24 protein-coding genes, 1 tRNA gene and 1 other RNA gene are annotated in these 24,916 nt (G+C 61.8%); 4 read left to right on the top strand and 22 right to left on the bottom strand.

The features are described from left to right. The first annotated feature begins 24 nt into the window (after window positions 1–24). Window positions 25–510, top strand: coding sequence for a Csu type fimbrial protein (locus FGKAn22_RS04555; RefSeq protein WP_212786797.1), 486 nt, complete (start codon window positions 25–27; stop codon window positions 508–510). 146 nt (window positions 511–656) lie between these two features. Here the strand turns inward: FGKAn22_RS04555 and aroF are convergent, their stop codons facing one another. The 6 genes from aroF to gyrA form a co-directional block, all read right to left on the bottom strand. Further along, window positions 657–1,673, bottom strand: coding sequence for a 3-deoxy-7-phosphoheptulonate synthase (aroF, locus tag FGKAn22_RS04550; protein WP_212786796.1), 1,017 nt, complete (start codon window positions 1,671–1,673; stop codon window positions 657–659). Continuing rightward, window positions 1,670–2,773, bottom strand: a complete 1,104-nt coding sequence (gene hisC / locus FGKAn22_RS04545) for a histidinol-phosphate transaminase (RefSeq protein ID WP_212786795.1) — start codon at window positions 2,771–2,773, stop codon at window positions 1,670–1,672. Before hisC ends, aroF begins: the two co-directional genes overlap by 4 nt. A gap of 76 nt (window positions 2,774–2,849) precedes the next feature. After that, entirely contained in the window at window positions 2,850–3,623 is a 774-nt protein-coding gene (locus FGKAn22_RS04540) for a class I SAM-dependent methyltransferase (RefSeq protein ID WP_212786794.1), read from the bottom strand. Window positions 3,624–3,644: 21 nt separating this feature from the next. Next, window positions 3,645–4,709 carry a prephenate dehydratase gene (pheA, locus tag FGKAn22_RS04535; protein ID WP_212786793.1) on the bottom strand — a complete coding sequence of 355 codons (1,065 nt, stop codon included), beginning with the start codon at window positions 4,707–4,709 and terminating at the stop codon, window positions 3,645–3,647. Between the two features lie 7 nt (window positions 4,710–4,716). Next, complete coding sequence (serC, locus tag FGKAn22_RS04530) at window positions 4,717–5,799, bottom strand: 3-phosphoserine/phosphohydroxythreonine transaminase (RefSeq protein WP_212786792.1); 1,083 nt, start codon at window positions 5,797–5,799, stop codon at window positions 4,717–4,719. 5 nt (window positions 5,800–5,804) lie between these two features. Continuing rightward, the gene (gene gyrA / locus FGKAn22_RS04525; RefSeq protein WP_212786791.1) at window positions 5,805–8,363 is read right to left on the bottom strand and encodes a DNA gyrase subunit A; all 2,559 of its coding nucleotides are present in this window, start codon (window positions 8,361–8,363) and stop codon (window positions 5,805–5,807) included. Window positions 8,364–8,530: 167 nt separating this feature from the next. Here gyrA and ubiG point away from each other — a divergent pair, with 167 nt between their 5' ends. From ubiG to ssrA, 3 genes are all read left to right on the top strand, one after another. Then, window positions 8,531–9,232, top strand: coding sequence for a bifunctional 2-polyprenyl-6-hydroxyphenol methylase/3-demethylubiquinol 3-O-methyltransferase UbiG (ubiG, locus tag FGKAn22_RS04520; protein WP_212786790.1), 702 nt, complete (start codon window positions 8,531–8,533; stop codon window positions 9,230–9,232). Window positions 9,233–9,238: 6 nt separating this feature from the next. Then, window positions 9,239–9,892: an HAD-IA family hydrolase gene (locus tag FGKAn22_RS04515; RefSeq protein WP_212786789.1), complete on the top strand. Its 654-nt coding sequence runs from the start codon at window positions 9,239–9,241 to the stop codon at window positions 9,890–9,892. 64 nt (window positions 9,893–9,956) lie between these two features. Then, window positions 9,957–10,324: a transfer-messenger RNA gene (ssrA, locus tag FGKAn22_RS04510) on the top strand. Window positions 10,325–10,575: 251 nt separating this feature from the next. Here the strand turns inward: ssrA and FGKAn22_RS04505 are convergent. The 16 genes from FGKAn22_RS04505 to FGKAn22_RS04430 all read right to left on the bottom strand — a co-directional run bounded on the left by FGKAn22_RS04505 (window position 10,576) and on the right by FGKAn22_RS04430 (window position 24,897). Then, window positions 10,576–11,019 carry a DUF6941 family protein gene (locus tag FGKAn22_RS04505; protein ID WP_212786788.1) on the bottom strand — a complete coding sequence of 148 codons (444 nt, stop codon included), beginning with the start codon at window positions 11,017–11,019 and terminating at the stop codon, window positions 10,576–10,578. Between the two features lie 7 nt (window positions 11,020–11,026). Next, window positions 11,027–11,503, bottom strand: coding sequence for a helix-turn-helix domain-containing protein (locus FGKAn22_RS04500; RefSeq protein WP_212786787.1), 477 nt, complete (start codon window positions 11,501–11,503; stop codon window positions 11,027–11,029). A gap of 697 nt (window positions 11,504–12,200) precedes the next feature. Next, window positions 12,201–13,832 carry a hypothetical protein gene (locus FGKAn22_RS04495; RefSeq protein WP_212786786.1) on the bottom strand — a complete coding sequence of 544 codons (1,632 nt, stop codon included), beginning with the start codon at window positions 13,830–13,832 and terminating at the stop codon, window positions 12,201–12,203. A gap of 115 nt (window positions 13,833–13,947) precedes the next feature. Then, window positions 13,948–14,844 carry a diguanylate cyclase gene (locus FGKAn22_RS04490; RefSeq protein WP_212786785.1) on the bottom strand — a complete coding sequence of 299 codons (897 nt, stop codon included), beginning with the start codon at window positions 14,842–14,844 and terminating at the stop codon, window positions 13,948–13,950. Between the two features lie 230 nt (window positions 14,845–15,074). Next, complete coding sequence (locus FGKAn22_RS04485) at window positions 15,075–15,269, bottom strand: hypothetical protein (protein ID WP_212786784.1); 195 nt, start codon at window positions 15,267–15,269, stop codon at window positions 15,075–15,077. 177 nt (window positions 15,270–15,446) lie between these two features. Continuing rightward, complete coding sequence (gene efp, locus FGKAn22_RS04480) at window positions 15,447–16,001, bottom strand: elongation factor P (protein ID WP_212786783.1); 555 nt, start codon at window positions 15,999–16,001, stop codon at window positions 15,447–15,449. Between the two features lie 3 nt (window positions 16,002–16,004). Further along, window positions 16,005–17,189 carry an elongation factor P maturation arginine rhamnosyltransferase EarP gene (earP, locus tag FGKAn22_RS04475; protein ID WP_212786782.1) on the bottom strand — a complete coding sequence of 395 codons (1,185 nt, stop codon included), beginning with the start codon at window positions 17,187–17,189 and terminating at the stop codon, window positions 16,005–16,007. Further along, window positions 17,179–18,378 carry an ABC transporter permease gene (locus tag FGKAn22_RS04470; protein WP_212786781.1) on the bottom strand — a complete coding sequence of 400 codons (1,200 nt, stop codon included), beginning with the start codon at window positions 18,376–18,378 and terminating at the stop codon, window positions 17,179–17,181. Before FGKAn22_RS04470 ends, earP begins: the two co-directional genes overlap by 11 nt. Window positions 18,379–18,384: 6 nt before the next feature. Continuing rightward, complete coding sequence (locus FGKAn22_RS04465; RefSeq protein WP_212786780.1) at window positions 18,385–19,593, bottom strand: ABC transporter permease; 1,209 nt, start codon at window positions 19,591–19,593, stop codon at window positions 18,385–18,387. Further along, a complete protein-coding gene (locus FGKAn22_RS04460) occupies window positions 19,590–20,270 on the bottom strand; it encodes an ABC transporter ATP-binding protein (RefSeq protein ID WP_212786779.1) in 681 nt (226 codons plus the stop codon). Before FGKAn22_RS04460 ends, FGKAn22_RS04465 begins: the two co-directional genes overlap by 4 nt. Further along, window positions 20,267–21,448 (bottom strand): efflux RND transporter periplasmic adaptor subunit, encoded by a 1,182-nt coding sequence (locus FGKAn22_RS04455; protein ID WP_212786778.1) that lies wholly within the window; start codon window positions 21,446–21,448, stop codon window positions 20,267–20,269. The genes FGKAn22_RS04460 and FGKAn22_RS04455 overlap by 4 nt, the downstream gene beginning before the upstream one ends. A gap of 85 nt (window positions 21,449–21,533) precedes the next feature. Next, window positions 21,534–21,609: transfer RNA gene (locus FGKAn22_RS04450), tRNA-Thr, on the bottom strand. A 33-nt stretch (window positions 21,610–21,642) separates the two neighbouring features. After that, window positions 21,643–22,710 carry a glycine oxidase ThiO gene (gene thiO, locus FGKAn22_RS04445; protein ID WP_212786777.1) on the bottom strand — a complete coding sequence of 356 codons (1,068 nt, stop codon included), beginning with the start codon at window positions 22,708–22,710 and terminating at the stop codon, window positions 21,643–21,645. Beyond that, a complete protein-coding gene (ispH, locus tag FGKAn22_RS04440) occupies window positions 22,710–23,633 on the bottom strand; it encodes a 4-hydroxy-3-methylbut-2-enyl diphosphate reductase (protein WP_212786776.1) in 924 nt (307 codons plus the stop codon). Before ispH ends, thiO begins: the two co-directional genes overlap by 1 nt. 58 nt (window positions 23,634–23,691) lie before the next feature. Beyond that, window positions 23,692–24,036, bottom strand: a complete 345-nt coding sequence (locus FGKAn22_RS04435; protein ID WP_212786775.1) for a hypothetical protein — start codon at window positions 24,034–24,036, stop codon at window positions 23,692–23,694. Next, complete coding sequence (locus FGKAn22_RS04430) at window positions 24,037–24,897, bottom strand: STAS domain-containing protein (RefSeq protein ID WP_212786774.1); 861 nt, start codon at window positions 24,895–24,897, stop codon at window positions 24,037–24,039. Window positions 24,898–24,916 lie beyond the last annotated feature (19 nt).

The raw sequence follows: 24,916 nt of genomic DNA, 5'->3' as shown, positions 1-24,916 counted from the left end.
TTGCTCTTGCTATGGGAGGATGCCATGAAGAATAGACTGCTCGCCGCCCTGCTCTTGTTGCTGCCGCTGCCGGCATCGGCAGTGTGTCTCGGCTGTTCGTGCTCGATTGCCATCAATTCGAGCGTTGCATTCGGTGTTTACGACCCGCTTCCAGGCAACTCACAGGATGCCGCTGGCAGATTCACGGTCTCATGCACGGTGGGATTACTCAGTCTGCTCGGCACTTACACCGTGGATTTGAGCACTGGCGGGAGCGGCAGTTACTCCCCGCGGAAAATGAGTAGCGGCGGCAATACGCTCAACTACAATCTCTACATGGATGAAGCGCGTACTACTATTTGGGGTAACGGCACCGGTGGTACCTCCCACGTGAACAACCCCTCACTAATCGAAATCGGTACTACCACTGTTATCTCGTATGACATCTACGGCCGTATCCTGGCCAATCAGCAGTCCACACGTACCGGCAACTACACGGACAGCATTGTGATAACTGTTAGGCTCGAATAAGCGTTTGCCGCCGACGTGTCTACGCAGGGAGCCCGCAGTTGTTGAGGAGATGATCGCCACACCGGCGCCCCCTTCGGCCATCCCGGAGGCCAGTGACGCACCTCCAGGACAGACCAGCGATTGCATCGCGCAGCCGCAACCGGGATTTACAGCGTACGCCCGATCGCCTGGGCAATGCCGCCCAGCGTGCCCATCAGGTTCTTCAGTTCCTGCGGGGTCAATGCCTGGTCGGCGTCGCACCACGCCTCGCAGGGATTCGGGTGCATCTCGATCAGCAGGCCGTCCGCGCCCGCGGCGACCGCGGCCTGGGACAATGCAGCCACCATCCATGCCTTGCCGCCCGCGTGCGAAGGGTCGACGATCACCGGCAGGTGGGTCTCCTTTTTCAGCACGGGGATGGCGGTCACGTCCAGCACGTTGCGGTAGTAGGTCTCGAAGGTGCGGATGCCGCGTTCGCAGAAGATGATGTTGTGGTTGCCGCCCGCCGCGATGTATTCCGCCGCCATCAGCCATTCGGAGATGGTCGCCGACATGCCGCGCTTCAGGATGACCGGCTTGTTGCAGCGGCCGACTTCCTTCAGCAGGTCGAAGTTCTGCATGTTGCGCGTGCCGATCTGGATCACGTCCACGTCATACTCGAGGAAGGTGTCCAGCTGACGCGCATCCATCAGTTCGGTGACGATGGGCAGCTTGTATTGGCCCGCTGCCTTGCGGAACATGTCCAGACCTTCGGCGCCGTGGCCCTGGAAGGCATACGGACTGGTGCGAGGCTTGAACGCGCCGCCGCGCATCAGGCGGCAGCCCGCCTCATGCACGTACTTCGCCGACAGGTCCATCTGCTCCTGCGTCTCGACCGAGCAGGGGCCGGCGATGATCTGGATCTGCTTGCCGCCCAGCGGCACGCCCGCGATGTCGATCACGGTGTTCTCGCGGTGAGATTCGCGCGACACGATCTTGTACTGCTTGGCGATGTGCATCGCCGATTCCACGCCGGGCAGCGGCGTGAACATCTCTTCGCTCAATTGGCGCTCGTCGCCGATGGCGCCGATCACGGTGCGCTCGATGCCGCGCGAGATGTTGGCCTTCAGGCCGGCCGTTTCAAGTTTCTTTACCACCGCACCGATCTGTTCGTCGGTGACTTCCCTACCCATCACGATAATCATTCTTGCTCTCCAAGTGCCTGCTTCAGCGCAGACAGAAATTTCTCATTTTCCGTTTCCAGACCGATGCTCACGCGCAACCAGTCCGGCATGTCGTAGTTCGATATCGGGCGCACGATCACGCCCAGTTCGAGCAAGCGTCGGTAACGCGCCGTCGCCCCGCCGATGCGGAACGCCACGAAGTTGCCGAACGACGGGATGTATTCCAGCCCCAGCTTGGCCAGGCCCTCGGTGACCTGCACCATGCCGCGCCGGTTGAGTTCGTTGGTCTTGCGCACGAAGTCCTCGTCTGCCAGCGCCGCGACGGCGGCGGCCTGCGCGATGCTGTTGACGTTGAACGGCTGGCGCACGCGGTTCATCATGTCCACCACCTGCGCATTCCCGAAGGCATAACCCACGCGCAGCCCCGCCAGCCCATAGGCCTTGGAGAAAGTGCGGGAGACGATCAGGTTGGGGAACTCCTTCAGCCACGCAACGGAATCGTAACGGCACTCTTCGGGGAGGTATTCGTTATATGCCTCGTCCAGCACCACCAGGATCTGCGGCGGCAGCGCGCGCAGGAACTCCAGCAAATCCGCCGGACTCAGGAAGGTGCCGGTCGGGTTGTTCGGGTTGGCGATGAATACCAGCTTGGCCTTGTTCTCGACCGCGGCCTTCAGCATCGCCTTCAGGTCGTGACCGAAATCGACCGCCGGCACGCTGACACCCGTCGCGCCCACTTCCTGAACCGCCAGCGGATACACCGCGAATGCGTGAGCCGAATACACCGCCTTGTCGCCCACGGTCAGGAAGGCGCGCGCGGCCAGTTCCAGCATGTCGTTCGAACCGTTGCCCAGCACGACCTGGTTGTGCGCCACGCCGTAGCGCTGCACCAGCGCATCCTTCAACTCGAAACCGTTGCCGTCCGGATACAGGGCGATGGTCTTGATCGCCTCGTGCATCGCAGCCACAGCCTTTGGGCTGCAGCCCAGCGGGTTCTCGTTAGACGCCAGCTTCACGATGCCGGTGATGCCCAGTTCGCGCTCCAGTTCGGAGATCGGCTTGCCCGGCTGGTAAGGTGCGATGGCGCGGATGTAAGGTGGTGCCAGTTCTGCGTAATTCATTTCAACTCAACAATCATTTGGTTACTACATCATCTCCGAACCGCCAAGAACCGTAGCGAGCGGTTCGAGAGGGTTCTCATGCCGGCTTGCGCAGGACCCAGTAGGTCTCGCCGGGCCAGCCGGGGAACATCGCGCCGAACCACAGATTGAGGCGCATCCACCACTTGTAGTTCTCCAGGAAGAATCCCTTCTTGCGGATGAAGAACGCGCCGGTCAGGATCTCGACTTCCAAGCCGTTGGCCGCCGCCATGTCACGCACGCGCTTGGGCGAGAACACGCTGACGTGGCCGTACTTGCGCGCGCCGGGACGGATCTTGTCCTCACGCGACTGCGCCATCGACTCGGGCAGCGAGGGGAAGCCGCCGATCAGCATGCCGCCCGGCTTGAGGTGCGGCACCAGCTTGGTGATCAGGTCTTCCGGCTTGAACAGGTGCTCCAGCACATGCAGCAGAATCATGGCGTCGTACTGCTTGCCTTCGTCCAGCTTGAACTCCGGGCTTTCCAGGTCCACTTCATAGAAATGGTTGTAGCCGGCCCGCTTCAGGATGTCCTCGCGGATCAACGCATCCACCGCATCCCAGCTCGCCAGCGGCACCTTCTCGCCACCGTGTTCCGCCGCGGCATGCATGAAGCCCAGCATCTGACCGACATCCACGCCGATCTCGCACACGTCCAGCGCACCCTTGCGCGCGGCATCCTCGCGCAGGAAGTGGTACATGAACCAGTAGCGCACCAGGCGGATCGGATAGTTGATCTTCTTCAACTCGGCGGGGATGCCGTAATTCTCGTCCTGCAAGGTAGGATTGTCTTTGAGGAACTTCACGTCCCAACACAGCTGTGGTAATGCCATCGATAACTCCAAGAAGATCGCCTACACGGCGACCGGATATGAACCCAAAATTTTAACGAATGCGGCGGCCTGCTTCAGTTCCTCCAGCGCCGCGGCGATGCGGGCCTCCTGCTGGTGGCCTTCGATGTCCATGTAGAAGACGTACTCCCACAGGCCGGAACGCGCCGGGCGCGACTCCAGTTTGGTCATCGACACGCCGTGCTTGGCCAGCGGCACCAGCAGATCATGCACCGCTCCGGGACGGTTCGCGGCCGACAACACCAGCGAGGTCTTGTCGCCGCCGGACGGTGCCACCTGCTGGTTGCCCAGCACCAGGAAGCGCGTGGTGTTGCGCGCATCGTCCTCGATGTTGTGCGCCAGCACCTTGAGCTTGAAATGCTCCGCCGCCTGCGCGCCGCCGATCGCCGCCGCGAACGACTCTTCCGCCGCCAGACGCGCCGCATCGGCATTGCTGGAAGCGGTGATGCGTTCGGCATGCGGCAGGTGCGTGTTCAGCCAGCCCTGGCATTGACCGAACGACTGCGGATGCGAATAGACCTTGCGGATCAGCGACAGGTCGTTCTCGTTCGACATCACGCACTGGTGCACCTGCAGCATCACCTCGCCGCAGATCTTCAGGTTGCTGTTCAACAGCAGGTCGAGCGTGCGCCCCACCGCGCCTTCGGTGGAATTCTCCACCGGCACGACGCCGTAATGCGCCGCGCCGCTCTCCACGGCGTGGAACACGTCGTCGATGGTCGCGGACGGCTGCCCCTGGATCGCGCTGCCGAAACGCTTCAGCGCAGCCGCCTCGGTGAACGTCCCCTGCGGGCCGAGGTAGGCGATAGTCAGCGGCGCTTCCAGCGCGCGGCACTGCGACATCACTTCGGTGAACAGCTGCGCCACGGCGGCATTGCCCAGCGGCCCGGCGTTCTGCTCCTGCAAACGCTGCAGCACCTGCGCCTCGCGCTCGGGGCGCAGCACCGGGCCATCGCCCTTGGTGTGACCGATCTGCTGCGCCAGCGCGGCGCGCCGGTTGAACAGCTTGAGCAGCTCGTCGTCGATGCTGTCGATCTGCTCGCGGTATTTTTTCAGTTCATGGGACATGGACGATTCAACCTTTGCGCTGCGCGAACTCGACCATGAAATCCGCCAGTGCCTGCACGCCCGCCATGGGCATGGCGTTATAGATGGAGGCCCGCATGCCGCCCGCGAGCTTGTGCCCCTTGAGCTGCAGCATGCCGCGGGCTTCCGCCTGCTTGAGGAACTCCGCATCGGTCGCTGCATCTGCGGTCTTGAACGGGACGTTCATGCGCGAGCGGTCGGCTTTCGCCACCGGGCACACATAGAAACCGCCGCTGGCGTCGATGGCGTCGTACAACAACTTCGCCTTGGCGATATTGGTCTTCTCCATCGCCGCGACGCCGCCGTTCTTCTTCAGCCACTGGAACACCAGACCGGACATGTAGATGCCGTAGGTCGGCGGCGTGTTGTACATCGAATCGGCATCGGCATGCGTCTTGTAGTTCAGCATGGTCGGCAGGCGCGGATCGGCATGGCCGACCAGGTCGTCGCGCACGATCACCAGCGTCACGCCGGCCGGGCCGATATTCTTCTGTGCACCGGCATAGATCAGGCCGAACTTCGACACGTCATAGGGACGCGACAGGATGTTGGACGACATATCCGCCACCAGCGGCACGTCCCCGGTGTCAGGCACCCAGCCGAACTCCACGCCATCGATGGTCTCGTTCGGCGTGTAGTGGACATAGGCCGCATCCTTGTCCAGCTTCCAGGACTTGAACTCCGGAACGTAAGTGAATTTCCTGTCGGCGCCGCTGGCAGCCTCGTTCACGTGGCAGAACTTCTTCGCCTCGTCGATGGCCTTCTTCGACCAGATACCGGTGTTCACGTAATCGGCGGAAGCACGGCCAGCGAGCAGGTTCAGCGGGATCATCGAGAACTGCAGGTGCGCGCCGCCCTGCAGGAACAGCACCTTGTAGTTCCTGGGGATGCCCATCAGCTCGCGCAGGTCGGCCTCGGCCTGGGCGTGGATGCCCATGTATTCCTTGCCACGGTGCGACATCTCCATCACCGACATGCCGCTGCCGTGCCAGTCGAGCAATTCCGCCTGGGCCTGCTGCAACACCTCTTTCGGCAATACCGCGGGGCCTGCGCTGAAGTTGTAAATGGTCATGTTGCTTACTCCGGCAAGTCAGATTCTTCTTCCGGCTCGGCGACGCGGCTCAGGCCGGCCAGCTTGTCGCCCTTGTCCAGATTCATCAGCGTCACGCCCTGGGTCGCGCGGCTCATCTCGCGGATCTCCTTGACGCGGGTGCGGATCAGCACGCCGTTGGTGCCGATCAGCATGATCTCGTCCTCGGGCTGCACCAGCGTCGCGGCAACCACCTTGCCGTTGCGCTCCGAGGTCTGGATCGCGATCATGCCCTGCGTGCCGCGGCCGTGGCGCGTGTACTCGGTGATCGGGGTACGCTTGCCGTAACCGTTCTCGGTCGCGGTCAGCACGGACTGTTCTTCGTTCTCGGCCACCAGCATCGAGATCACCTTGCCGCCCTTGGCCAGGTTCATGCCGCGCACGCCGCGCGTATCGCGGCCCAGCGCGCGCACGTCGTTCTCGTCGAAGCGCACCGCCTTGCCCTCGTCGGAGAACAGCATCACGTCGTGCTTGCCGTCGGTGATCGCCACGCCGATCAGGAAGTCGCCCTCGTCCAGCGCGATGGCGATGATGCCGGCCTTGCGCGGGTTGGAGAACTGGGACAGAGAAGTCTTCTTCACCGTGCCCTCGGCGGTCGCGAAGAACACGAACTTGTCCTCGCTGAACTCCTTCACCGGCAGGATGGCGTTGATCTTCTCGCCCTCCTCCAGCGGCAACAGGTTGACGATAGGCTTGCCGCGCGAGATGCGGCTGCCCTGCGGCACTTCGTAGACCTTCAGCCAGTATGCGCGACCGCGGTTGGAGAAGCACAGGATGTAATCGTGCGTGTTGGCGATGAACAGGTTGTCGATGAAATCGTCTTCCTTGGTCGCCGTCGCCTGCTTGCCGCGTCCGCCTCGCTTCTGCGCGCTGTACTCGTCGAGCTTCTGCGCCTTCATGTAGCCGCCGTGCGACAGCGTGACCACCACGTCTTCGGGCGCGATCAGGTCTTCCATGCTCATCTCTTGCGTGTGCGTGATGATCTCGCTGCGGCGCTTGTCGCCGAACTGCGCCTTCACCGCCGCCAACTCCTCGCCGATGATCTGCGTCACGCGTTCCGGCTTCGCCAGGATGTCGAGCAGGTCGGTGATCTTGTCCATCACCTCGCGGTATTCGCCGACGATCTTGTCCTGCTCCAGGCCGGTCAGGCGCTGCAGGCGCAATTCGAGAATGGCCTGAGCCTGCGCGTCGGAAAGATGGTAGCCCTTGCCCTTCGCCAGCCCGAACTCCGGCGCCAGACCTTCTGGGCGAGAGGCGTCGCTCACGCGGGAGAGCATGTCCTCGACCAGCGACGAGCGCCATGCGCGTCCCATCAGCTCGCGCTTCGCATCTGGCGGCGTCGGCGCCGCCTTGATCAGCGCGATGATCTCGTCCACGTTGGACAGCGCGACTGCCAGGCCTTCCAGGATATGGCCGCGCTCGCGCGCCTTGCGCAGTTCGAATATGGTGCGGCGCGTGACGACTTCGCGGCGATGGCGCAGGAACGCGTCGATCACTTCCTTGAGGTTCAGCAGCTTGGGCTGGCCATCGACAATCGCGACCATGTTGATGCCGAAGCTGTCCTGCAACTGGGTCTGTTTGTAGAGATGGTTGAGCACGACTTCCGGCATCTCGCCGCGGCGCAGCTCGATCACCGCGCGCATGCCGGACTTGTCCGACTCGTCGCGGATCTCGGTGATGCCCTCGATCTTCTTCTCGCGCACCAGCTCGCCGATCTTGATCAGCAGGTTCGCCTTGTTCACCTGGTACGGCAGCTCGTCGATGATGATCGCCTGGCGGTCGCCCTTGCCGATATCCTCGAAGTGGGTCCGTCCGCGCATGATCACGCGACCGCGGCCGGTGCGGTAGCCTTCCTTCACGCCGGCCAGTCCGTAGATGAAGCCCGCGGTCGGGAAGTCGGGGGCAGGCACCAGCTCGATCAGCTGCTCGATGTCCATGTCCGGATTTTTCAGCAGCGCCATGCAGGCATCCACCACTTCACTCATGTTGTGCGGCGGGATGTTGGTCGCCATACCCACCGCGATACCGGAAGAACCGTTCACCAGCAGGTTGGGGAAGCGCGCCGGGAAGACCAGCGGCTCTTGTTCGGAACCGTCGTAGTTCGGCCCGAAATCCACCGTCTCCTTGTCCAGGTCGGACAGCAGATCGTGCGCGATGCGCGCCATGCGGATCTCGGTGTAACGCATCGCCGCCGCGTTGTCGCCGTCCACCGAGCCGAAGTTGCCCTGTCCGTCGACCAGCGTGTAGCGCAGCGAGAAATCCTGGGCCATGCGGACGATGGTGTCGTACACCGCCGTATCGCCGTGCGGGTGGTACTTACCGATCACGTCGCCGACGATACGCGCCGACTTTTTGTAGGCGCGGTTCCAGTCGTTCGACAGCTCGTGCATCGCAAACAGTACGCGGCGGTGCACCGGCTTCAGGCCGTCGCGCACATCAGGCAGCGCGCGTCCCACGATAACGCTCATCGCATAGTCCAGGTAGGACTTGCGCATCTCTTCTTCAAGGCTGACCGGAAGTGTTTCTTTGGCGAATTGTTGTTCCATGAATTACCCTGATAATTAGCTGCTGACGCTATAAAACCAAAGCGCGCATCTTAGCACAGCGGGACACCCCGAAGGAACCTCCGGGACACCCCGGAGCCGGGGCGGAATGTTTAGCCAAAACAGGCGAGTTTTGATAAAGTTGCCCCCTCTCTGACAAGGCACCCGCCATGACCAACGCCGACCCCATCGAACTGGAAAAATTCTCGCAACTGGCCCACAAGTGGTGGGACCCGAACAGCGAGTTCAAGCCCCTGCACGACATCAACCCGCTGCGCCTCGGCTACGTCGACCGCCACGCCAAGATCGCCGGCAAGACCGTGCTGGACGTGGGCTGCGGCGGCGGCATCCTGTCCGAGGGCATGGCCGCGCTGAACGCCGACGTCACCGGCATCGACCTCGCCGACAAGTCGCTCAAGGTCGCCAAGCTGCACCTGCTGGAGAGCGGCCGCCAGGTCAACTACCGCAAGATCGCCGTGGAAGACCTCGCGGAAGAGCAGCCCGGCCACTACGACGTGGTCACCTGTCTGGAGATGCTCGAACACGTGCCCGACCCGCAGAGCGTGGTCGCCGCCTGCGCCAAACTGGCCAAGCCCGGCGGCTGGGTGTTCTTCTCCACCCTCAACCGCAACCCGAAGTCCTACCTGTACGCCGTGCTCGGCGCGGAATACATCCTCAACCTGCTGCCGCGCGGCACGCACGACTTCGCGAGATTCATCAAGCCTTCCGAACTCGCCCAATGGTGCCGCAACGCCGACCTCACCGTGAGCGACCTCATCGGCATGAGCTACGACCCGTTCAGCAAGGTTTACTCTTTGGGCCGCGATACCAACGTGAACTACATGATCGCCTGCCGCAAAGACCCTGAGTAAGCCGTTGTGATCCAAGCTGTCCTTTTCGACCTCGACGGCACCTTCGCCGACACCGCGCCCGACCTCGCCGCCGCGCTGAACCACACCCGCGCCACGTGCGGCCTGCCGCCGCTGTCGCTGAAGACGATCCGCCCGCAGGCCTCGCACGGCTCGCGCGGCCTGCTCAAGCTCGGCTTCGGCATCGACCCGGACGCGCCCGGCTACGACGCGCTCAGGGACATCTTCCTCGAACACTACGAGCAGCACATCAGCGCCCACACGAGGTTGTTCCCCGGCATGGCCGAACTGGTGAACGAACTCGAAAGCCGCGGCATCAAGTGGTGCATCGTCACCAACAAGCCGCACCGCTACACCCTGCCCCTGATGCAGGCCTTGGGCTACGCTGACCGCGCCGCCTGCCTGGTCAGCGGCGACACCTGCGAGTATTCCAAGCCCCACCCCGCCCCCCTGATCCACGCCTGCGAACTGGCCGGCGCCGATCCCGCGCACTGCCTCTACCTCGGCGACGACCTGCGCGACATGCAGGCCGCCAACGCCGCCAACATGCCCGGCATCATTGCCAACTACGGCTACGTCGGCAGCGACGCCTCGGTCGATAACTGGCAGGCCAAAGGCAGCGTGGACAACCCGCAGGAACTAATCCGCTATCTGGAACTCTGACTCAGCGTGCTACAATTCGGCACGGCTGCATGAATCGCTTGTGCAGCAGGTTGTAAAACACACCGGGGGCGACTTGGCTTCGACGTGGGTTGCAAAGCAGCGTAGGGCATACCGAGGACCCGCCACCTCGTAAATCAGCTGGAAAAAACTAGTCGCAAACGACGAAACTTACGCTTTAGCTGCTTAGTCAGCTAGACCTCGCACCTTCTCTCCCATGGGGAGGCTCGAAGCCGCAAGGCTGAGATGAGCGAGGTCCTAACATGGGATCGTGTCGAACAGGGTCACTTTGTTCGAAGCTAAAACTAAGGTGACTCGTCCGGTTGCAGCCTGTCGGTTGGCGTCAAACGGATCAAATCAAACAACCAGACTAAGTATGTAGAACTATCTGTAGAGGGCTTGCGGACGGGGGTTCAATTCCCCCCGCCTCCACCAACAAAACAAAAGAGCTCACCCGCAAGGGTGGGCTCTTTTGTTTTGCTTGGAGCGCGGGGAGGGATTGAACCCCCTTGGGTTCACAACACGCCTGCGCAGCAGGCTTGTTGCGGCGTAGGCTAACTTGCGCAGCAAGTTAAGTCCGCAAGGACGGCCGAAGCCAAATCCCGCCGCCGCTCGACTTGCACACTGGCGCGCCCAAAGAGAGATAAGTCTGGGCGCTGGAAGCTGTTAATTGATTTAGCCCTAACTTAAGAAATCTGTGGTGCTTCGCCAATTTTGATTCTAAGGGCATTACCCCTCAATTCACCACTTTCGGTTTCAGCCAGAACTCGCAAGACACACTCTTTTTCAACAGAAAATGGTGTAAGCATGAAGGTGAGGTTCATAGCAATTCGCCGATCAGGATTACCTTTATCTCCATTTTCGATAATCTCTGACTGAGGCTGATTTAACTGCTCTTCGGTCATAGGTGCTTCAATTAACGATTCACCGTCCTTGGTAACCTTTACAGTTAATTTTCTCAAAGGGTTATCAATAGGGGTAACCAAGATTACGACAATACACAACTTAGGCAATGTGGCAGGAAATTCGTGAACAAACAAATCACTAGCATATAGCCCCATTAAAGACTGTTTATTCCCGACTTCCAGCCGAATATCATCGCAGTAAATGGTGTGTAAATAGCGATCCATGGTGCCGTTACTCCGTTTTGTTTATTGATCTCAAAATCACATCAGCTGTAATCCCAAGAACATCCGACAGTCGCTTTAACGTATCCGCACTTGGCTTTCGTTTCCCAGCCTCGAATTCACAGATATTGGGCTGCTTCATGCCAACTTTCTCAGCCAGTTGAGCCTGCGAATACCCGGCACGAAGTCGCAACACTTTTAGTGAGTCAGGCTGATCTTCATATAAAACATCAGCAACCACTTTTCGAGCACTTTGCAAGTCAGAATCCAATGCCTCATTCTGAGCCAGTAACTCACCAATGAGATCGTCAATGTCTTTGGATTTATTTTGTTGCTGCCCAACCTGAGGGATTACAAAAAATAATCCAGCGCAATTCGTAGTTGCCTTAGTGTTTATACTTCCCGACGTAATGGGATTTGAATACAGGAAGCCCGAGCTCGTTGTATGCCTTAAGAATTCGCTGGGTAATTGGATGGTCGTGTTCATAATCGTAACTCCTAGGGTCGTTATGACGCCGATAAACTATAGCTAGAACGCGAAAAGCTGTGCATTTTGAGTCGTATGCATAGATGATTCGATATGGAATAACCGTCTTGTTAGTTTGAGATATGTCCCACTCAAACGTTTTCAGCCGCCACACATCACGATCACGCCAGATACTTTGAAAGCGGCTAACATTAAAACTCTTGTTTTCATACTCATGAGTTAGCAACTCGCCAAGCAAACTTTGATCCGCTTTCAATTGTTGCAAGAAGGCCAGAAGAATTGCTGCAAATTTCCTGCTTTGCCCGCCCTGTTCAACCATAAGTGCCAGGTCATTTTGGGCATCATGTTCAATACTCAATTTGTACACCATACCGACCTAGGTATATTTCGTCAAGTTCCCCAACTTATTTACCCCGTCCAAGCAACACGGAGACTCTCCAAAAAATCCCACGCAATCTACCATCCACCCCTTAACTTATCCATGTGAAAAAATGCATATGCATTTTGCCCTATCACTTTTCACAGCCCTCTCAAAACCTCAGCCCTTAAATTAAAGGCACATCTCCGCTCGGGAAGATTTCCTGCAGGAAGGAGCACCTGTACTGTTTCCGCAATCCGCGCAAGCCCCGAAGTTGTCCCGCCACGCGGGGATTTTCAATCACTGGATTCCCGCTTCCGCGGGAATGACGGAGCAAAGCTAGGCATTCCCACCCAACCACTCAAACCCCACCTGCTCATAATCCTCCCCCTCCGCGATCAAACTGGTGAGTTTGATATCGCGACTCTTCTCTCCCATCAGCGCCTGGTAGATGTTGCCGTTCACGTAGCTGCCCGATTCCATCAGCATGGTGGCGTGCTGGTAGGTGTTCTGCGCGTCGGGCAGCAGGATGGCGGGCAGATAGGTGTATTCGAACGAGCCGGAGCTGGTCTCCCAGTTGGAGGCTTTTTCCGCGCCCTTGCCCAGCGCGCGCAGCCAAACCGACAGCGGTTTCTTCGCGAGCACGTCGAGGCCGACATGCACCGTACCCTTGTCGTCGGTGTGCAGGCGGCGGATCGCGGCGACCCACCACAGCGGGCCGTTCTGCGGCTTGAGGCCGCACAGGTCGCCGATCTTGGCCCAGGCGCCCGCGCTCCTGGACAGTGTCGCGCCGAGGCCATCTGCGCTGGCGTCGGTGACGCTCCAGGCCTCGGTGGTGTACTTGATGTCTTCCGTTGCGGCGAGTCTGACCTTCGCGCGTTCGCGCGCCGCGGCCTCTTCGTCGTTGTCGAGACTGGTCCTGGTATCGAGGTCGATGCGCGTCACCACCTGGCTGACGACACGGAAGCCGTGCGCCACTTCGATGGGGACGCTGATGCCGCGGCGATCCAGATGGCGGTGCGGCGGTTGCTGCGCCCAGTAGCTGCTCAGGTGCTTGAGCACGGTGAGTTTGCCGCCCGGGGTGAATTCGCTGCCGAAGCGCCGCTCCTGCCACGCCGGGTCGCTCTCGTTCTGGTCGATGATCTTGTCCACCGCGGGCTTCGCGCGCACCGCGCCGAACCAGCGCGTGTCCGCCGTGGGCGGAGGCCCGGACTCGGCGTGCTGTGGCGGAAGCGGTACGCCGAGATCGATGCGGTAGGGGCACTCGGCAGCGGGTTCCGTCTTGAGGTCGAAAAAGCTGACCATGCGCCCGGCGATGCGGTAAGCGACCTCGATCTGGTCCGCCGCCAGCGTCCCCGGCGATGAGGTATACAGCACCAGCGCGCGCAGCAGTTCGCGCTGCGGGCTGGTGTGGATGACGTGGCCGGGATAGGCGTGCACCATGCTCCCGGTACACTGCTCGGCCTCGGCGAAGCGCTGGCAGTCGCCCAGCAGTTGCCAGACCGACGGCTCGACGTCGACATAGCGCATCAGTTCCAGTTTCATCTGCTCGGCGGCGGCGCGCATCAGGCGCACGCAGAGCAGCGGCATCTGCTCCCTCAGCTCCACCGGTTTCTTTTCGGCCTGTTGATATTCGCGCATGTTCGCGCCATAGGCTTCGGCCAGCGCCTTGGCGTAGGCGTGGATGCCCTGCCACAGGTGCAGCCCCTGGAAGTCCTGCAGGTGCGGTGCGGCGAGGTACTGCCGGAGTTGCTCGGTGTAGAGCGTCAGCATGGTCTCATCCACCAGCATGACGATGGCGGCGCGCAACTCGGCGGGGAAACCGGCGGCGTCCCTGATCGACTCCAGCCAGAAGGTGACGTCGTCGAGCGCCTTGTGCGGCTCGTCCTGTGGCAGCTCGGCAAGCAGCCGACGGGCTTCGTCGAGGTCGTACATGGGATGGTCGGGCTTTTCGCCGAAGAGATTGAACACGCTGCGCCTTTCAGTGGTTGGACATGCCGCCTGCGCGGGGATGATAAAGCAGCGCGCCGCAAACAAAAAGGCCAGCCTCGCGGCTGGCCTTCGGATGGATTGAGCGCCCGGAGACTTACATCCCCGCCTCCCATATCCGCACACAGTTCCGCCCGGCGGACTTGGCGGCGTACATGGCCTTGTCGGCACGATCTATGGACGTTTCGACCGGAGCCTCGGAATCGAGGAGCGCCAGACCGAAAGATGCGGTGATACGAACCTCCGTTTGACCGTCGATATCGACAGACATTGCGGCCAGCCCTTCACGCAAACGCTCCAGCATGTCGTAGCCAAGCGCCAATTCGGTGTGCTGCAGGAAGAGCAAGAACTCCTCTCCACCATAGCGGAACACCTTGTCGTAAGGGCGGAGATGCTCGATGACGTAGTGAACCGTTGCGGCCAACACCTGGTCGCCGACAAGGTGCCCATGGAGGTCGTTGACGGCCTTGAAGTTGTCCAGGTCCATCATGGCGATGCAGCAAAGCTGGGTCTCGCGTTTTATCAGTTCCTGCTGCTCGCGCAGCGTCGGCAGGATGCCGAAGCGCGTGATGGCGCCGGTGAGCGAATCGTGGTTGTACAGCGAGTCTTCCAGTTCGCGCTCCAGAGCGGCGATCTCAAGCCGCAGCCGGTCGAGCGCATTGGCGAAATTGTCGAAGTCGAAAGTGGCGACCGTTTTCCCGGCTCTTGCCTCCATCAGCAGGGTGGCGGCCAGCTGGTGCATGCGCCGGTGCTCCTCGCCCATGGCGATGAACCCGGCGTGATTGCGCAGCTTTTCCGGCACCTTGCCGTAATACCACTGACCGAAGCGGCATTCCTGATGGGCCTCGGGATTGAGATCGTGTCGGTCGCCCGGCAGATTGCAGACGAGTGTGCGTATCAGCGCAGCATGCCATTGCTGGTGGTTGTAGAGTGCCTGTTCCAGTTGCGCAAGGATGCCTTGCAACTCATCCCGGGTGACATCGTAGAGTGCCATTGTTGCCCTCCATGACTTTATTGCCGAACGCCAAAGTGACGCCAAGGAATGAACACCCTTTCCGGGCATCTACAGGAACCGGCTATGAAAGAACCCCGCCACTCCGTTCAAACGACACGAAGCCGGCGAAGACCGGCTTCCAGTATAAGCACATTTCAATTCGCCACAAATCGATCAAAACACCTAGACCTTCCGGTGATCGCTCTGTCGGTCAGAAAAACCTGCCGGACTCAGGTTCCCCGGCCTGCCTTGTCCATTTCAGCCTCGTTGAAACAATCGTGTCGCCAGCGGCATGCGCCTTCTTTCTTCTTGTCGCAATTTTCGGAATTTGGTGTGGCATAACAAGGAGCCTGCCCCTGCTCTTCCTGGATCTGCCTGATCAGCTCGGCCTGCATGCTGAAACTGCGCTCGCTTTCCTCTTCCATGTCGCACCTCCACCGAAGTTGCCACGATCGACCATGCTGCACGCGGCATCCTAGCAACGGGGCGATGTAATAGAAATATGCCGAAATATCTATGCAATCCGGCCTAGTAAGGAGTGAGTATGGGCAAACAAAAAGGCCAACCTCTCGGTTGGCCTTTTTTGCTGAGCCGGAAGGCGCTTAGGCGCGCTTGCGGAACTCGTTGGTACGGGTGTCGATTTCGACCTTGTCGCCGATCTCGATGAACGCCGGAACCTGGAACTCGAAGCCGGTGTTGATCTTGGCCGGCTTCATCACCTTGCCGGAGGTGTCGCCGCGGGCAGCGGGTTCGGTGTAGATGATCTCGCGCACGATGGTGGTCGGCAGTTCGACGGAGATCGCCTTTTCGTTGTAGAACACCACTTCGCACGGCATGCCGTCTTCGACGTAGTTGAGCGAGTCGCCCATGCTCTCGGCTTCGATCTCGTACTGGTTGTATTCCTGATCCATGAACACGTACATCGGGTCGGCGAAGTAGGAATAGTTGCATTCCTTGCGATCCAGGATGATCTGGTCGAACTTGTCGTCGGCTGCGTACACGGTTTCCTTGGCGGATTCGGTCAACAGATTCTTCATCTTCATCTTGACCACGGAACCGTTACGGCCGGAACGGCTGTATTCCGCCTTCAGAATGACCATCGGCTCGCCGCTGACCATAATCACGTTACCCGCGCGGAGTTCTTGTGCTGTTTTCATGTTTTACTGCCCCTCAATTTTGAAGGCGCGCATTTTACCGATTTCCCCAGAAAAATCCAGTAAATTCAACGCCAGATTATTGCCCGCCAGAAGCCTTGCCCAGTCTTGCGCGCGGCGGTCCAGTTCATCGCGGACCGCCGCGAACGCAGGCCAGGCCTGCCCTGCCATACCTTCGTCGTTCCATTCCCGCCACAAGCCTTGTACTGCCTGGCTTGCAGCGGGACTGAGCGGCGCCAGATAGAGCTTCAGGAAGGCCTGCAGCTTGTCCCAATGCACCGCGTCGTGCTGCGGATAGATCTGCCATACGAACGGGCGCGATGCCCATTGTGCCCGTACGCAGGAGTCCTCACCACGGACGCAATTGACATCGCAGGCCCACAAGAGTTCATCGTAACGTTCCTGTTCGACGAACGGCAGCACGCACACCCTCAGATTGCCGCGCTGATAGCCGCTGCCGGCGCATGGTGCGGCGTCGCCGAAGTATTGCCCGACCTGCGGCAGGATGCGCCCTTCCGGCACCAGGCACAGCACCGGCTGGGCGGATGCCGCCCAGGCATCGAACAGCCCTCCCAGCGCGGCGTTCTCGTAGCCAAACAGCGATACCTTGAGCGTGCCCGCCTCCGGCATGTCCAGGCCGAGCGACTGCCAGTACGCCCGCTGCCGCGCGGGATCTGCCTGGAATGCGTCGCGCCGGGCCAGCAGGTCGCGCTCCAGCAGCAGGCCGCCGGTCTGCCGGGTGAAGCCGGGAAAGAAGAAGTATTTGGTCAGCGGCAGGCTGGGATGCGGCGAGGGCAAGCCGTGGCAGCCCTCGGCCCAGTCCTCGGCGGTGAGGTACTCGAGGTTGATCCACACGGGTTGCTCGGCCGTCGCCGCCATCGCTTCGACATAGCTTTGCGGCAATTTGCAGCCGAAGGCTTCGATCACCAGTTCGGCAGGTTGCACTTCGGGGAAGGGTTCGCGCCACCGCCGCACTTCCACGCCGCGGCAGCGCTGGCTGTCCTGCGCCGCATCGGCCTCGGGACACAGCTTGGCGAAGCTGGCGAGATCGTCCACCCACAGCCGCACGCTCAGGCCCTGCTCGTTCGCCAACTGGCGCGAAAGCCGCCAGGTCACGCCGATGTCGCCGTAGTTGTCGATGACGTTGCAGAAGATGTCGCCGCTGCGCGGCAGTTTGTTCTCATTCGGCATGCAGGGCCTCCACTGGGTCGAGCCTCGCCGCGCGCATCGCGGGCACCACGCCCGCAGCCAGGCCGATGCTGACTGCAGTCAGTTCGGCGAGCGCGGCGTATAACCAGGGCGTATGCACCGGCAGGGCCGGGAAAATGAGGTGCAGTCCCTGCGCGATGCCGGCGCCGAGGGCCAGCCCGGCAAGGCCGCCCAGCGCGGACAGCAGGATCGCCTCACCCAGGAATAGCGTCAGCACCTGCTTCTTCTTCGCGCCCAGCGCGCGCAGCAGGCCGATCTCGGCGGTGCGCTCGGTGACCGCCATGGTCATGATGGTGAGGATGCCGACCGAACCGACCAGCAGGGAGATGCCGCCCAGTGCGCCGACGGCGAAGGTGATGACGTCGAGCACCGAGCCCAGCACTTCGAGCGCCTCCTCCTGCGAGATGATGGTGAAGTCTTCGCGCCCGTGCCGCTCCTTCAGACGCTCTGTGATGAGACGTATCACCGTGTTCACATTCACATCGGCGCGGTAGCTCACCTGCACTTCGATCAGTCCCGGCCGGTTGAGCAGCTCCATCGCGCGCGCGGCGGGAATGAACACCGTGTCGTCGAGATCGAGGCCGAGCACCTGCCCTTTCGGTTCCATCACGCCGATGACGCGATAGCGCTGGCCGCCCACGCGCAGATATTGTCCCAACGGGTTCTGCCCGGCGAACAGTTCCTGACGCACCTTGGCCCCGAGCACGACCAGGGCGCGCGCCTGCTCGTTGTCCTCGTCGGGCCAGAAGCTGCCGCTCTGCACCTTCATGGTGAAGGCTTGCGCAAAGTTGCGTCCTTCGCCGAACACCGTGATGCGCCGCGTCTTGCCGTTGGCGCGCACTTCGGCATTGCCCATCACGCTGGGATTGACGTTCTCGACATAGGGCAAGCCCCGCAACGAATCCGCATCCTCCAGCGACAGCTGCCTGACCGAACTGATGACGCCGACGTTGCTGCCCTGCACCTGCGTCTTTCCCGGCTGGATGGAGATGATATTGGTGCCGAATTGCGAGAATTCGGCCAGCACGAACTGGTGCAGACCCTCGCCGATGGAAGTGAGCAGGATCACCGCCGCGATGCCGATGGCGATGCCCAGCCCCGTGAGGAAGCTGCGCAGCCGGTAGGCGAGGAAGCTGGAGGCGGTGAGGTTGATCAGGTCGCGCAAGAACATCGCCTCTTACCTCCCGGCCAGTGCCGCCACCGGATCGAGCCGCGCCGCGCGCCGCGCCGGCCACACGCTGAACAGGATGCCCGTTCCCAGCGCCGTGCCGCACGCCGCGAGCACCGCCCACCAGGGCGGACTGACCGGCAGCACCGGATAGATCTGGGCGATTACCGTGCTGCCCGCATAACCCAGCGCCACGCCGGCCACGCTACCCATACTGGACAGCAGCGCCGCCTCGGCGAAGAACAGGTTGCGTATCTGCCTGGCCGGCGCGCCCAGTGCCTTGAGCAGGCCGATCTCCTTGACGCGTTGCGCGACGGCAATCAGCATCACGTTCATGATCAGCACTCCCGCCACCGCGAGGCTGATCGCGGCGATGCCGCCCACCGCCAGCGTCAGCGCGCGCAGGATGCGGTCGAAGGTGGCGAGCACCGCGTCCTGCGTGATCACCGTGACGTCCTTCTCGCCGCCGTGGCGCTGGAACATGATCTGCTCTGCATCGCGTTTGGCCTGCTCGATGGAGTCGCGGCTCTTCGCCTCGATGAGGACGCGGAACAGGCCCGAGGTGTTGAACAGCATGTGCGCCGAGGCAACCGGGATGATGACCAGTTCGTCGGTCCGCATACCCATGGACTCCCCCTGCTCTGCCAGCACGCCGATGACGCGGAAGCGCCGGTCGCCGAGCCGCACCCACTGCCCGATCGCGGGCTCGTTGCCGAACAGCTCGCGCTTCATCTGGTTGCCCAGCACGCACACCGAAGCGCTTTCGTTGATGTCGCCCGCCGGCAGGAACTTGCCCACGCCCATGCTCATATGCCGCACTTCGAGCAGGTTCGAGGTGGAGCCGAGCACGACCACTTCGCGGTTCAGCGCGCCGCGCGAAAGCGTGGCGGAACCGACGGTCAGCGGCGCGATGCGTTTGACGGCGCGGCTGCGCAACAAGGCCTGGGCATCGTCGAGCGTGATCTCGCGCGGAACCTGGCCGAGCAGCATGCCGGGGCCGATGCCTGCGGTCTCGGTGCGTCCCGGCAGCACGATCACCAGATTGGTACCGAGCGATGAGAACTGGCCCACCACGTAGCGGCGCGCACCCTCGCCCAGCGCGGTGAGGACGACGACGGCCGCCACGCCGATGGACATGGCGAGGATCATCAAGAGCGTGCGGGTCGGGCTGCTGCGCAGGCTGAGGGAGGCGAACTGCAGCGTGTCGGCCGGTTTCATGGCGCGCGCTGATCGTCGGAAAGGATGCGTCCGTCCAGCATATGCAACTGCCGTTTGGCACGCGCGCCGATCTCCGCATCGTGGGTGACGATGACCAGCGTGATGTTGCGCTCGACCAGTTGCTCCAGGAGTTTCAGCACCTCCCAGCCGGTGGTGCGATCAAGGTTGCCGGTCGGCTCGTCGGCCAGCAGCACGCTGGGCTGCATCACCGTGGCGCGCGCGATCGCCACGCGCTGGCGCTGCCCGCCGGAAAGCTGGTCTGGACGGTGGTCGGCGCGATCGGCCAAGCCGTAGTTCTCCAGCAGCTGCCGCACGCGTGCCTTGCGCTCCTCGGCATCGACGCCCGCGAGGATCAGCGGCAGTTCGATGTTCATCGCCGCGGTCAGGCGCGGCACCAGATGGAACGACTGGAACACGAAGCCGATCTTTTCGCGGCGTACGCGTGCCTGCTCCTCGTCGCTCAGCTCCGTGACATTGCCGCCGTCGAGGCGGTAATCGCCGGAGGTCGGGCGGTCGAGCAGGCCGATCAGGTTGAGCAGTGTGGATTTGCCGGAGCCGGACGGCCCCATGATGGAAACGTATTCGCCGCCACCCAGTTGCAGGTTGATCTCGCGCAAGGCGGAGACCTGTTGGTCACCGACGGTGAAGATGCGGCTGACGTTTTGCAGTTCGATCATTTCGCTGGCGTGGGTGCTTCCGGCTTCACGCGCGCCCCGGCCTTCACCCCCGCCTGGTCGAGGCTCAGCACGATCTGGTCGCCTTCTTTCAGGCCGGAAGTGATCTCGGTATATTCCCAGTTGTTCAGTCCGGTCTGCACCGTACGCTCAGACAACATGCCGTCGAGGGGGCGATAGAGCAGCACGCGCTTGCCCTCCAGCAGCGTCTGCGTCGGGATGCGCAGCACCTTGTCGCGCACGGTGTGCACGATCTCCACATCCGCGCTGTAGCCCACCAGCAATGCCACGTCGGGGGGGAGTTCGTTGAACTCCACTTCCACTTCCACGGTGCGAGCCTGCTTCTCCAGGTCGATCACGTAGGGGGCGATGCGCTTGACCTTGCCCGCGAACGATTTGCCCCTGATCGCATCCAGCGTGATGCGCGCGGGCAATCCCACTTTCACCTGCGCCGCATCAACCTCGTCGATGGGCGCGCTGACGAACAGGCAGCGGTCGTCGATCAGGTCGATGGCAGGCGGCGTGGGAATACCCGGGGGCGATGGCGTGGCATATTCACCCAGTTCGCCGCTGATGTCGGCGACGATGCCGTCGAACGGCGCACGCAACACCATGCGCTGCAATCCCGCGCGTGCCACGGCAATGCGGGAACGCGCCTGACCGATCTCGCTGCGAGCCGAGGCGCAGGAAGACTGCTTAGCATTCGCGTCCGCCTCGGCACGATCCAGACCCTCCGGCGAGATGAAACCGCGCTCGCGCAACTGCCGCGCCCGCACCGCATCCCTGCGGCTCACCTCGGCGAGGGTGCACACCTCGTCGGCGCGCGTGCCGGCCGTTGCGAGCTGCTGCACCGCCAGTCGCTCCTGGGCCTGCAGGTCCTCGTCCCACAGTTCCAGCAGCACGTCGCCGGCCTTGACCCGATCGCCCTTCTTCACCCGCATTTGCGAGATCTGCCCGCCCGCAGGAGGAGCGAGCTTGGCGCGGCGGCAAGCCTTCACCGTGCCCGCGCGCGTGTTGCTCACCGTAGCCTCGACGGCACCGCGCTCGACCTTGACCAGTTGCACGGGAAGCGCATCGGGGCGCGAAAAGAACCAGATCGCCAATACCAGCAAGACAGCGCCCGCCGCCCATGAAAGGTAGCGGAAGAACGCGGTGCGGTTACGGTGTTGAGACAAGGCCATGCATCCCCCTGTAGATATCCTCCGGGCCATGTGCCGGACAGACGGTTGGAGCAGCTGAATCGTGCTCCACGATGCGTTTGGATGGTGGTGCCGGGGAGAGGAATCGAACCTCCGACCTACGCGTTACGAGTGCGTTGCTCTACCAACTGAGCTACACCGGCACGAAACAGGAGTGATTATACGGGAGACGGCGTCTATCGCCAACGATAGACGCTGGTATCGAACGGTTGAGGTTCACCTTCGATCTCGTTGCGCAGCAGTTCCGCGCTGGCAAGCGACATGGTGACGCCGTAACGGAAATGCCCGGTGTTGGCGTAGAGATTTTCGAGTTGCGGATGTCGCCCGATGGTGGGGACGTTGTCCGGCGAACCGGGGCGGAAACCCGCCCACTGGCGGATCGGCTCGGCCTGCCAGTCCGGGAAGATTTCGCGTACCTGCCGCATCATGTCGTCGAACGCCTCGGTCGTGACCGATTTGTCGAAACCGGCGTCTTCCAGAGTGCTGCCTACCAGCAGGTGTCCATCGCGGCGCGGAATGAAGTACAGGCCGTCCCTGAACAGGATCTGACGGAACGGCGGCGCATCGAACTTGAACAGCAGCATCTGGCCGCGTATCGGGCGGATATCGAGGTTAAGCGCATATTCACCCAGCAGCACCTTGCTCCATGCCCCGGCGGTGACGACATAGCCCCCCGCTTCCAGTCTGCCCCGCGAGGTTTGCAGCGCGGCGACGCGCCCCTCCATCAGCTCGATTTTTTTCACCTCGCAGTGTTCGAGGATGGTGCCGCCGAGCATTTCCACGCGATGGCGCAAGGCGCGCAACAGGCGCGGGTTGCGCACCTGCGCGACCTCCGGCAGCAGCAGGCCTTCGCCGTATTGTTTGGGAAGGTAATCGGCCAGTTCGACCAGTTGCATGGGGAAGCGGTGCTGCTCGCACCACTGCACCGCAACATCCTTGCGGTAGGGAGGCAACAGCAGCATGCCGCAGCGCTGGTATTCGGGATCGATGCCGGTAGTGGCATGCAACAGGGCCGCCGCGTCACCCAGCATCCCCATGCCGCGCAGTGCGAGGCGGTTGACGGCTTCCTGGTAATCCCATGGACACAGCGGCGACATGATGCCGCCCCCCGCCCAGGAGGCCTCCTGCCCTACCTCACCGCGCTCCGCCACGGTCACGCGATACCCGGCCTCCAGCAGGGACAGCGCGCTGGTCAGGCCGATCGCGCCGGCACCGGCGATGAGAAAATCAGACCTGTCGGACATCAGATTTGCAGCGCCTTGGGAATGGGGAACACCACGTTCTCTTCGATGCCCTGCAATTCGGTGACTTCGGTCGCGCCCATCTCATGCAGACGCGCAACCACGTCCTGCACCAGCAGCTCCGGCGCAGATGCTCCCGCAGTGACGCCGACGCGCGCTTTGCCCGCGAACCACTCGGGCCGCAGGCCGCGGGCATCGTCCACCAGGTAGGCGGGCACGCCGACCTTGGCGGCGACTTCGCGCAGGCGGTTGGAGTTGGAGCTGTTCGGCGAGCCGACGACGATCACTACATCGCATTGCCCGACCAGCAGCTTCACCGCATCCTGGCGGTTCTGCGTTGCATAGCAGATGTCGTCTTTCTTCGGCCCTGTGATATTCGGGAAGCGCGCCCTGAGCGCGGCAACGATGCCGCTGGCATCGTCCACCGACAGCGTGGTCTGCGTGACGTAGGCAAGGTTGTTCTCGTCGCTCACCCGCAGCGTCTGCACCTGTTCCGGCGACTCGACCAGGTACATGCCGCCTTCGGCCTGTCCCATGGTGCCTTCCACTTCCGGGTGCCCGGCATGGCCGATCATGATGATCTCCTTGCCCTGTTCCCTCAGCCGCTTCACCTCGAGGTGAACCTTGGTCACCAGCGGGCAGGTCGCGTCGAAGACCGTCAGGCCGCGCGCCTCTGCCTCGTGCCGCACGGATTGCGGCACGCCGTGCGCGCTGAAAACCAGCACGCTCCCCGGGGGTACGTCGGCCAGGTCTTCGATGAACACCGCGCCTTTCTTGCGCAAGTTGTCCACCACGAAGCGGTTGTGCACCACTTCATGGCGCACATAGACCGGGGCGCCGTGCAACGCCAGCGCGCGCTCGACGATGGTGATGGCACGATCCACGCCGGCGCAGAAGCCGCGCGGATTGGCAAGCAACACTTGCATGAAACTATCCTTGGATTTGGTAACGGAGTGCCCGAATCTTACCGCAAAACGGGGTAGCTTACTCCCGCCAGCTCTCGATGCCGAGGGCGGTCTGGAATGACGGCATCTTTTTCAGGAATTTCGACAGGGCGAAGGCAGCGGTGGGCTGCATGTTGATGCATATCATCGTGACGTTGACGGCTTGTACCGCGCGGGCCAGCGCATCCAGCCATGCGTAGTACAAAGGGTCGATCAGCGAGAGGTCGGACAGGTCGTAATACAGGCGCGTGGCGCGCGCCTGCAGCAGATGTGCGGCGATATCCTCGATCAGCCTGTCGCTGTCGCGGATATTCAGGCTTTTCGAAGGATCGAGCAGGAAATCGCCACGCCCGATCTGCGTGAGATGCAACCCAGGAATCGACATTTAGTGTGAAACCGTGATTCCCATGCGGCAGAACGCTTCTTTCAGCCCGTCGGACATGCTGGCGCGCGTGGTGATGTTGTTGAAGTCGATGTTCAGGCTGACCAGCGCGCGGGCGATCTCGGGATGGATGCCGGTGACGATCGCGTCCGAGCCCATCAACTGCACAGCGCGAACCATCTGGATCAGGTGGTGGGAGACCTGCGAATCGATGCGTTTCACCCCGGTCAGGTCCATCACCACCGCCCTGGCGTGGTCTTTTGCGATGCGGTTGAGCAAGGCTTCCATCACCAGCATGGTGCGGTTCGAATCGAGCGTGCCTATGATCGGCAGGGTCAGCACGCCATCCCATATCTCGGTGATGGGCGTGGCGGTTTCCCTGAGTTCTGCCTGCTGCGCCTGGAGGGTGTTTTCCCTTTCCTCGAGGTAGGCGCGGAATACGGCCATGATGAGTTCGTTGAAGATGCCGGTGAAGTACAGCAGCACCGAGCGCGATTCGCTGAAGGGAATGCCGCTCACCTTCTGCAGCACGTCGATCAGGGCAAGCTGCAGCGACTGGGTATAGCGCACCACATCTTCCACATGGCCGCCGCGCATCAGCACGCGTTGCGACAGGCCGCCGAAGAAGGATTCCAAAGCATGGAATTCGGGAGACTGCATGTCGCTCGGATCTTTCGAGCCCAGCAGGGATACGATCAGGCTTTCGAACTCGTGGCTGAGATCGGCCACTTCTTCGGGATCCATCAGGCGCTGGTCGCCGCAGAAGAATTTCAAACCGGGCGCTTCGAGCTCGGCGGCGATGCCGCTGATCTTGAGCTCGAACAGTGCCTTGACTTTTTCGCTGAGATTCTTCCTTGCTGCCATTGCATTTCCCCCTGATTGT

The organism is Ferrigenium kumadai, from assembly GCF_018324385.1.
Classification (GTDB): domain Bacteria; phylum Pseudomonadota; class Gammaproteobacteria; order Burkholderiales; family Gallionellaceae; genus Gallionella; species Gallionella kumadai.
The sequence above is the reverse complement of the archived record's forward strand: the minus strand, read 5'-3'. Positions and strand labels throughout refer to the sequence as shown.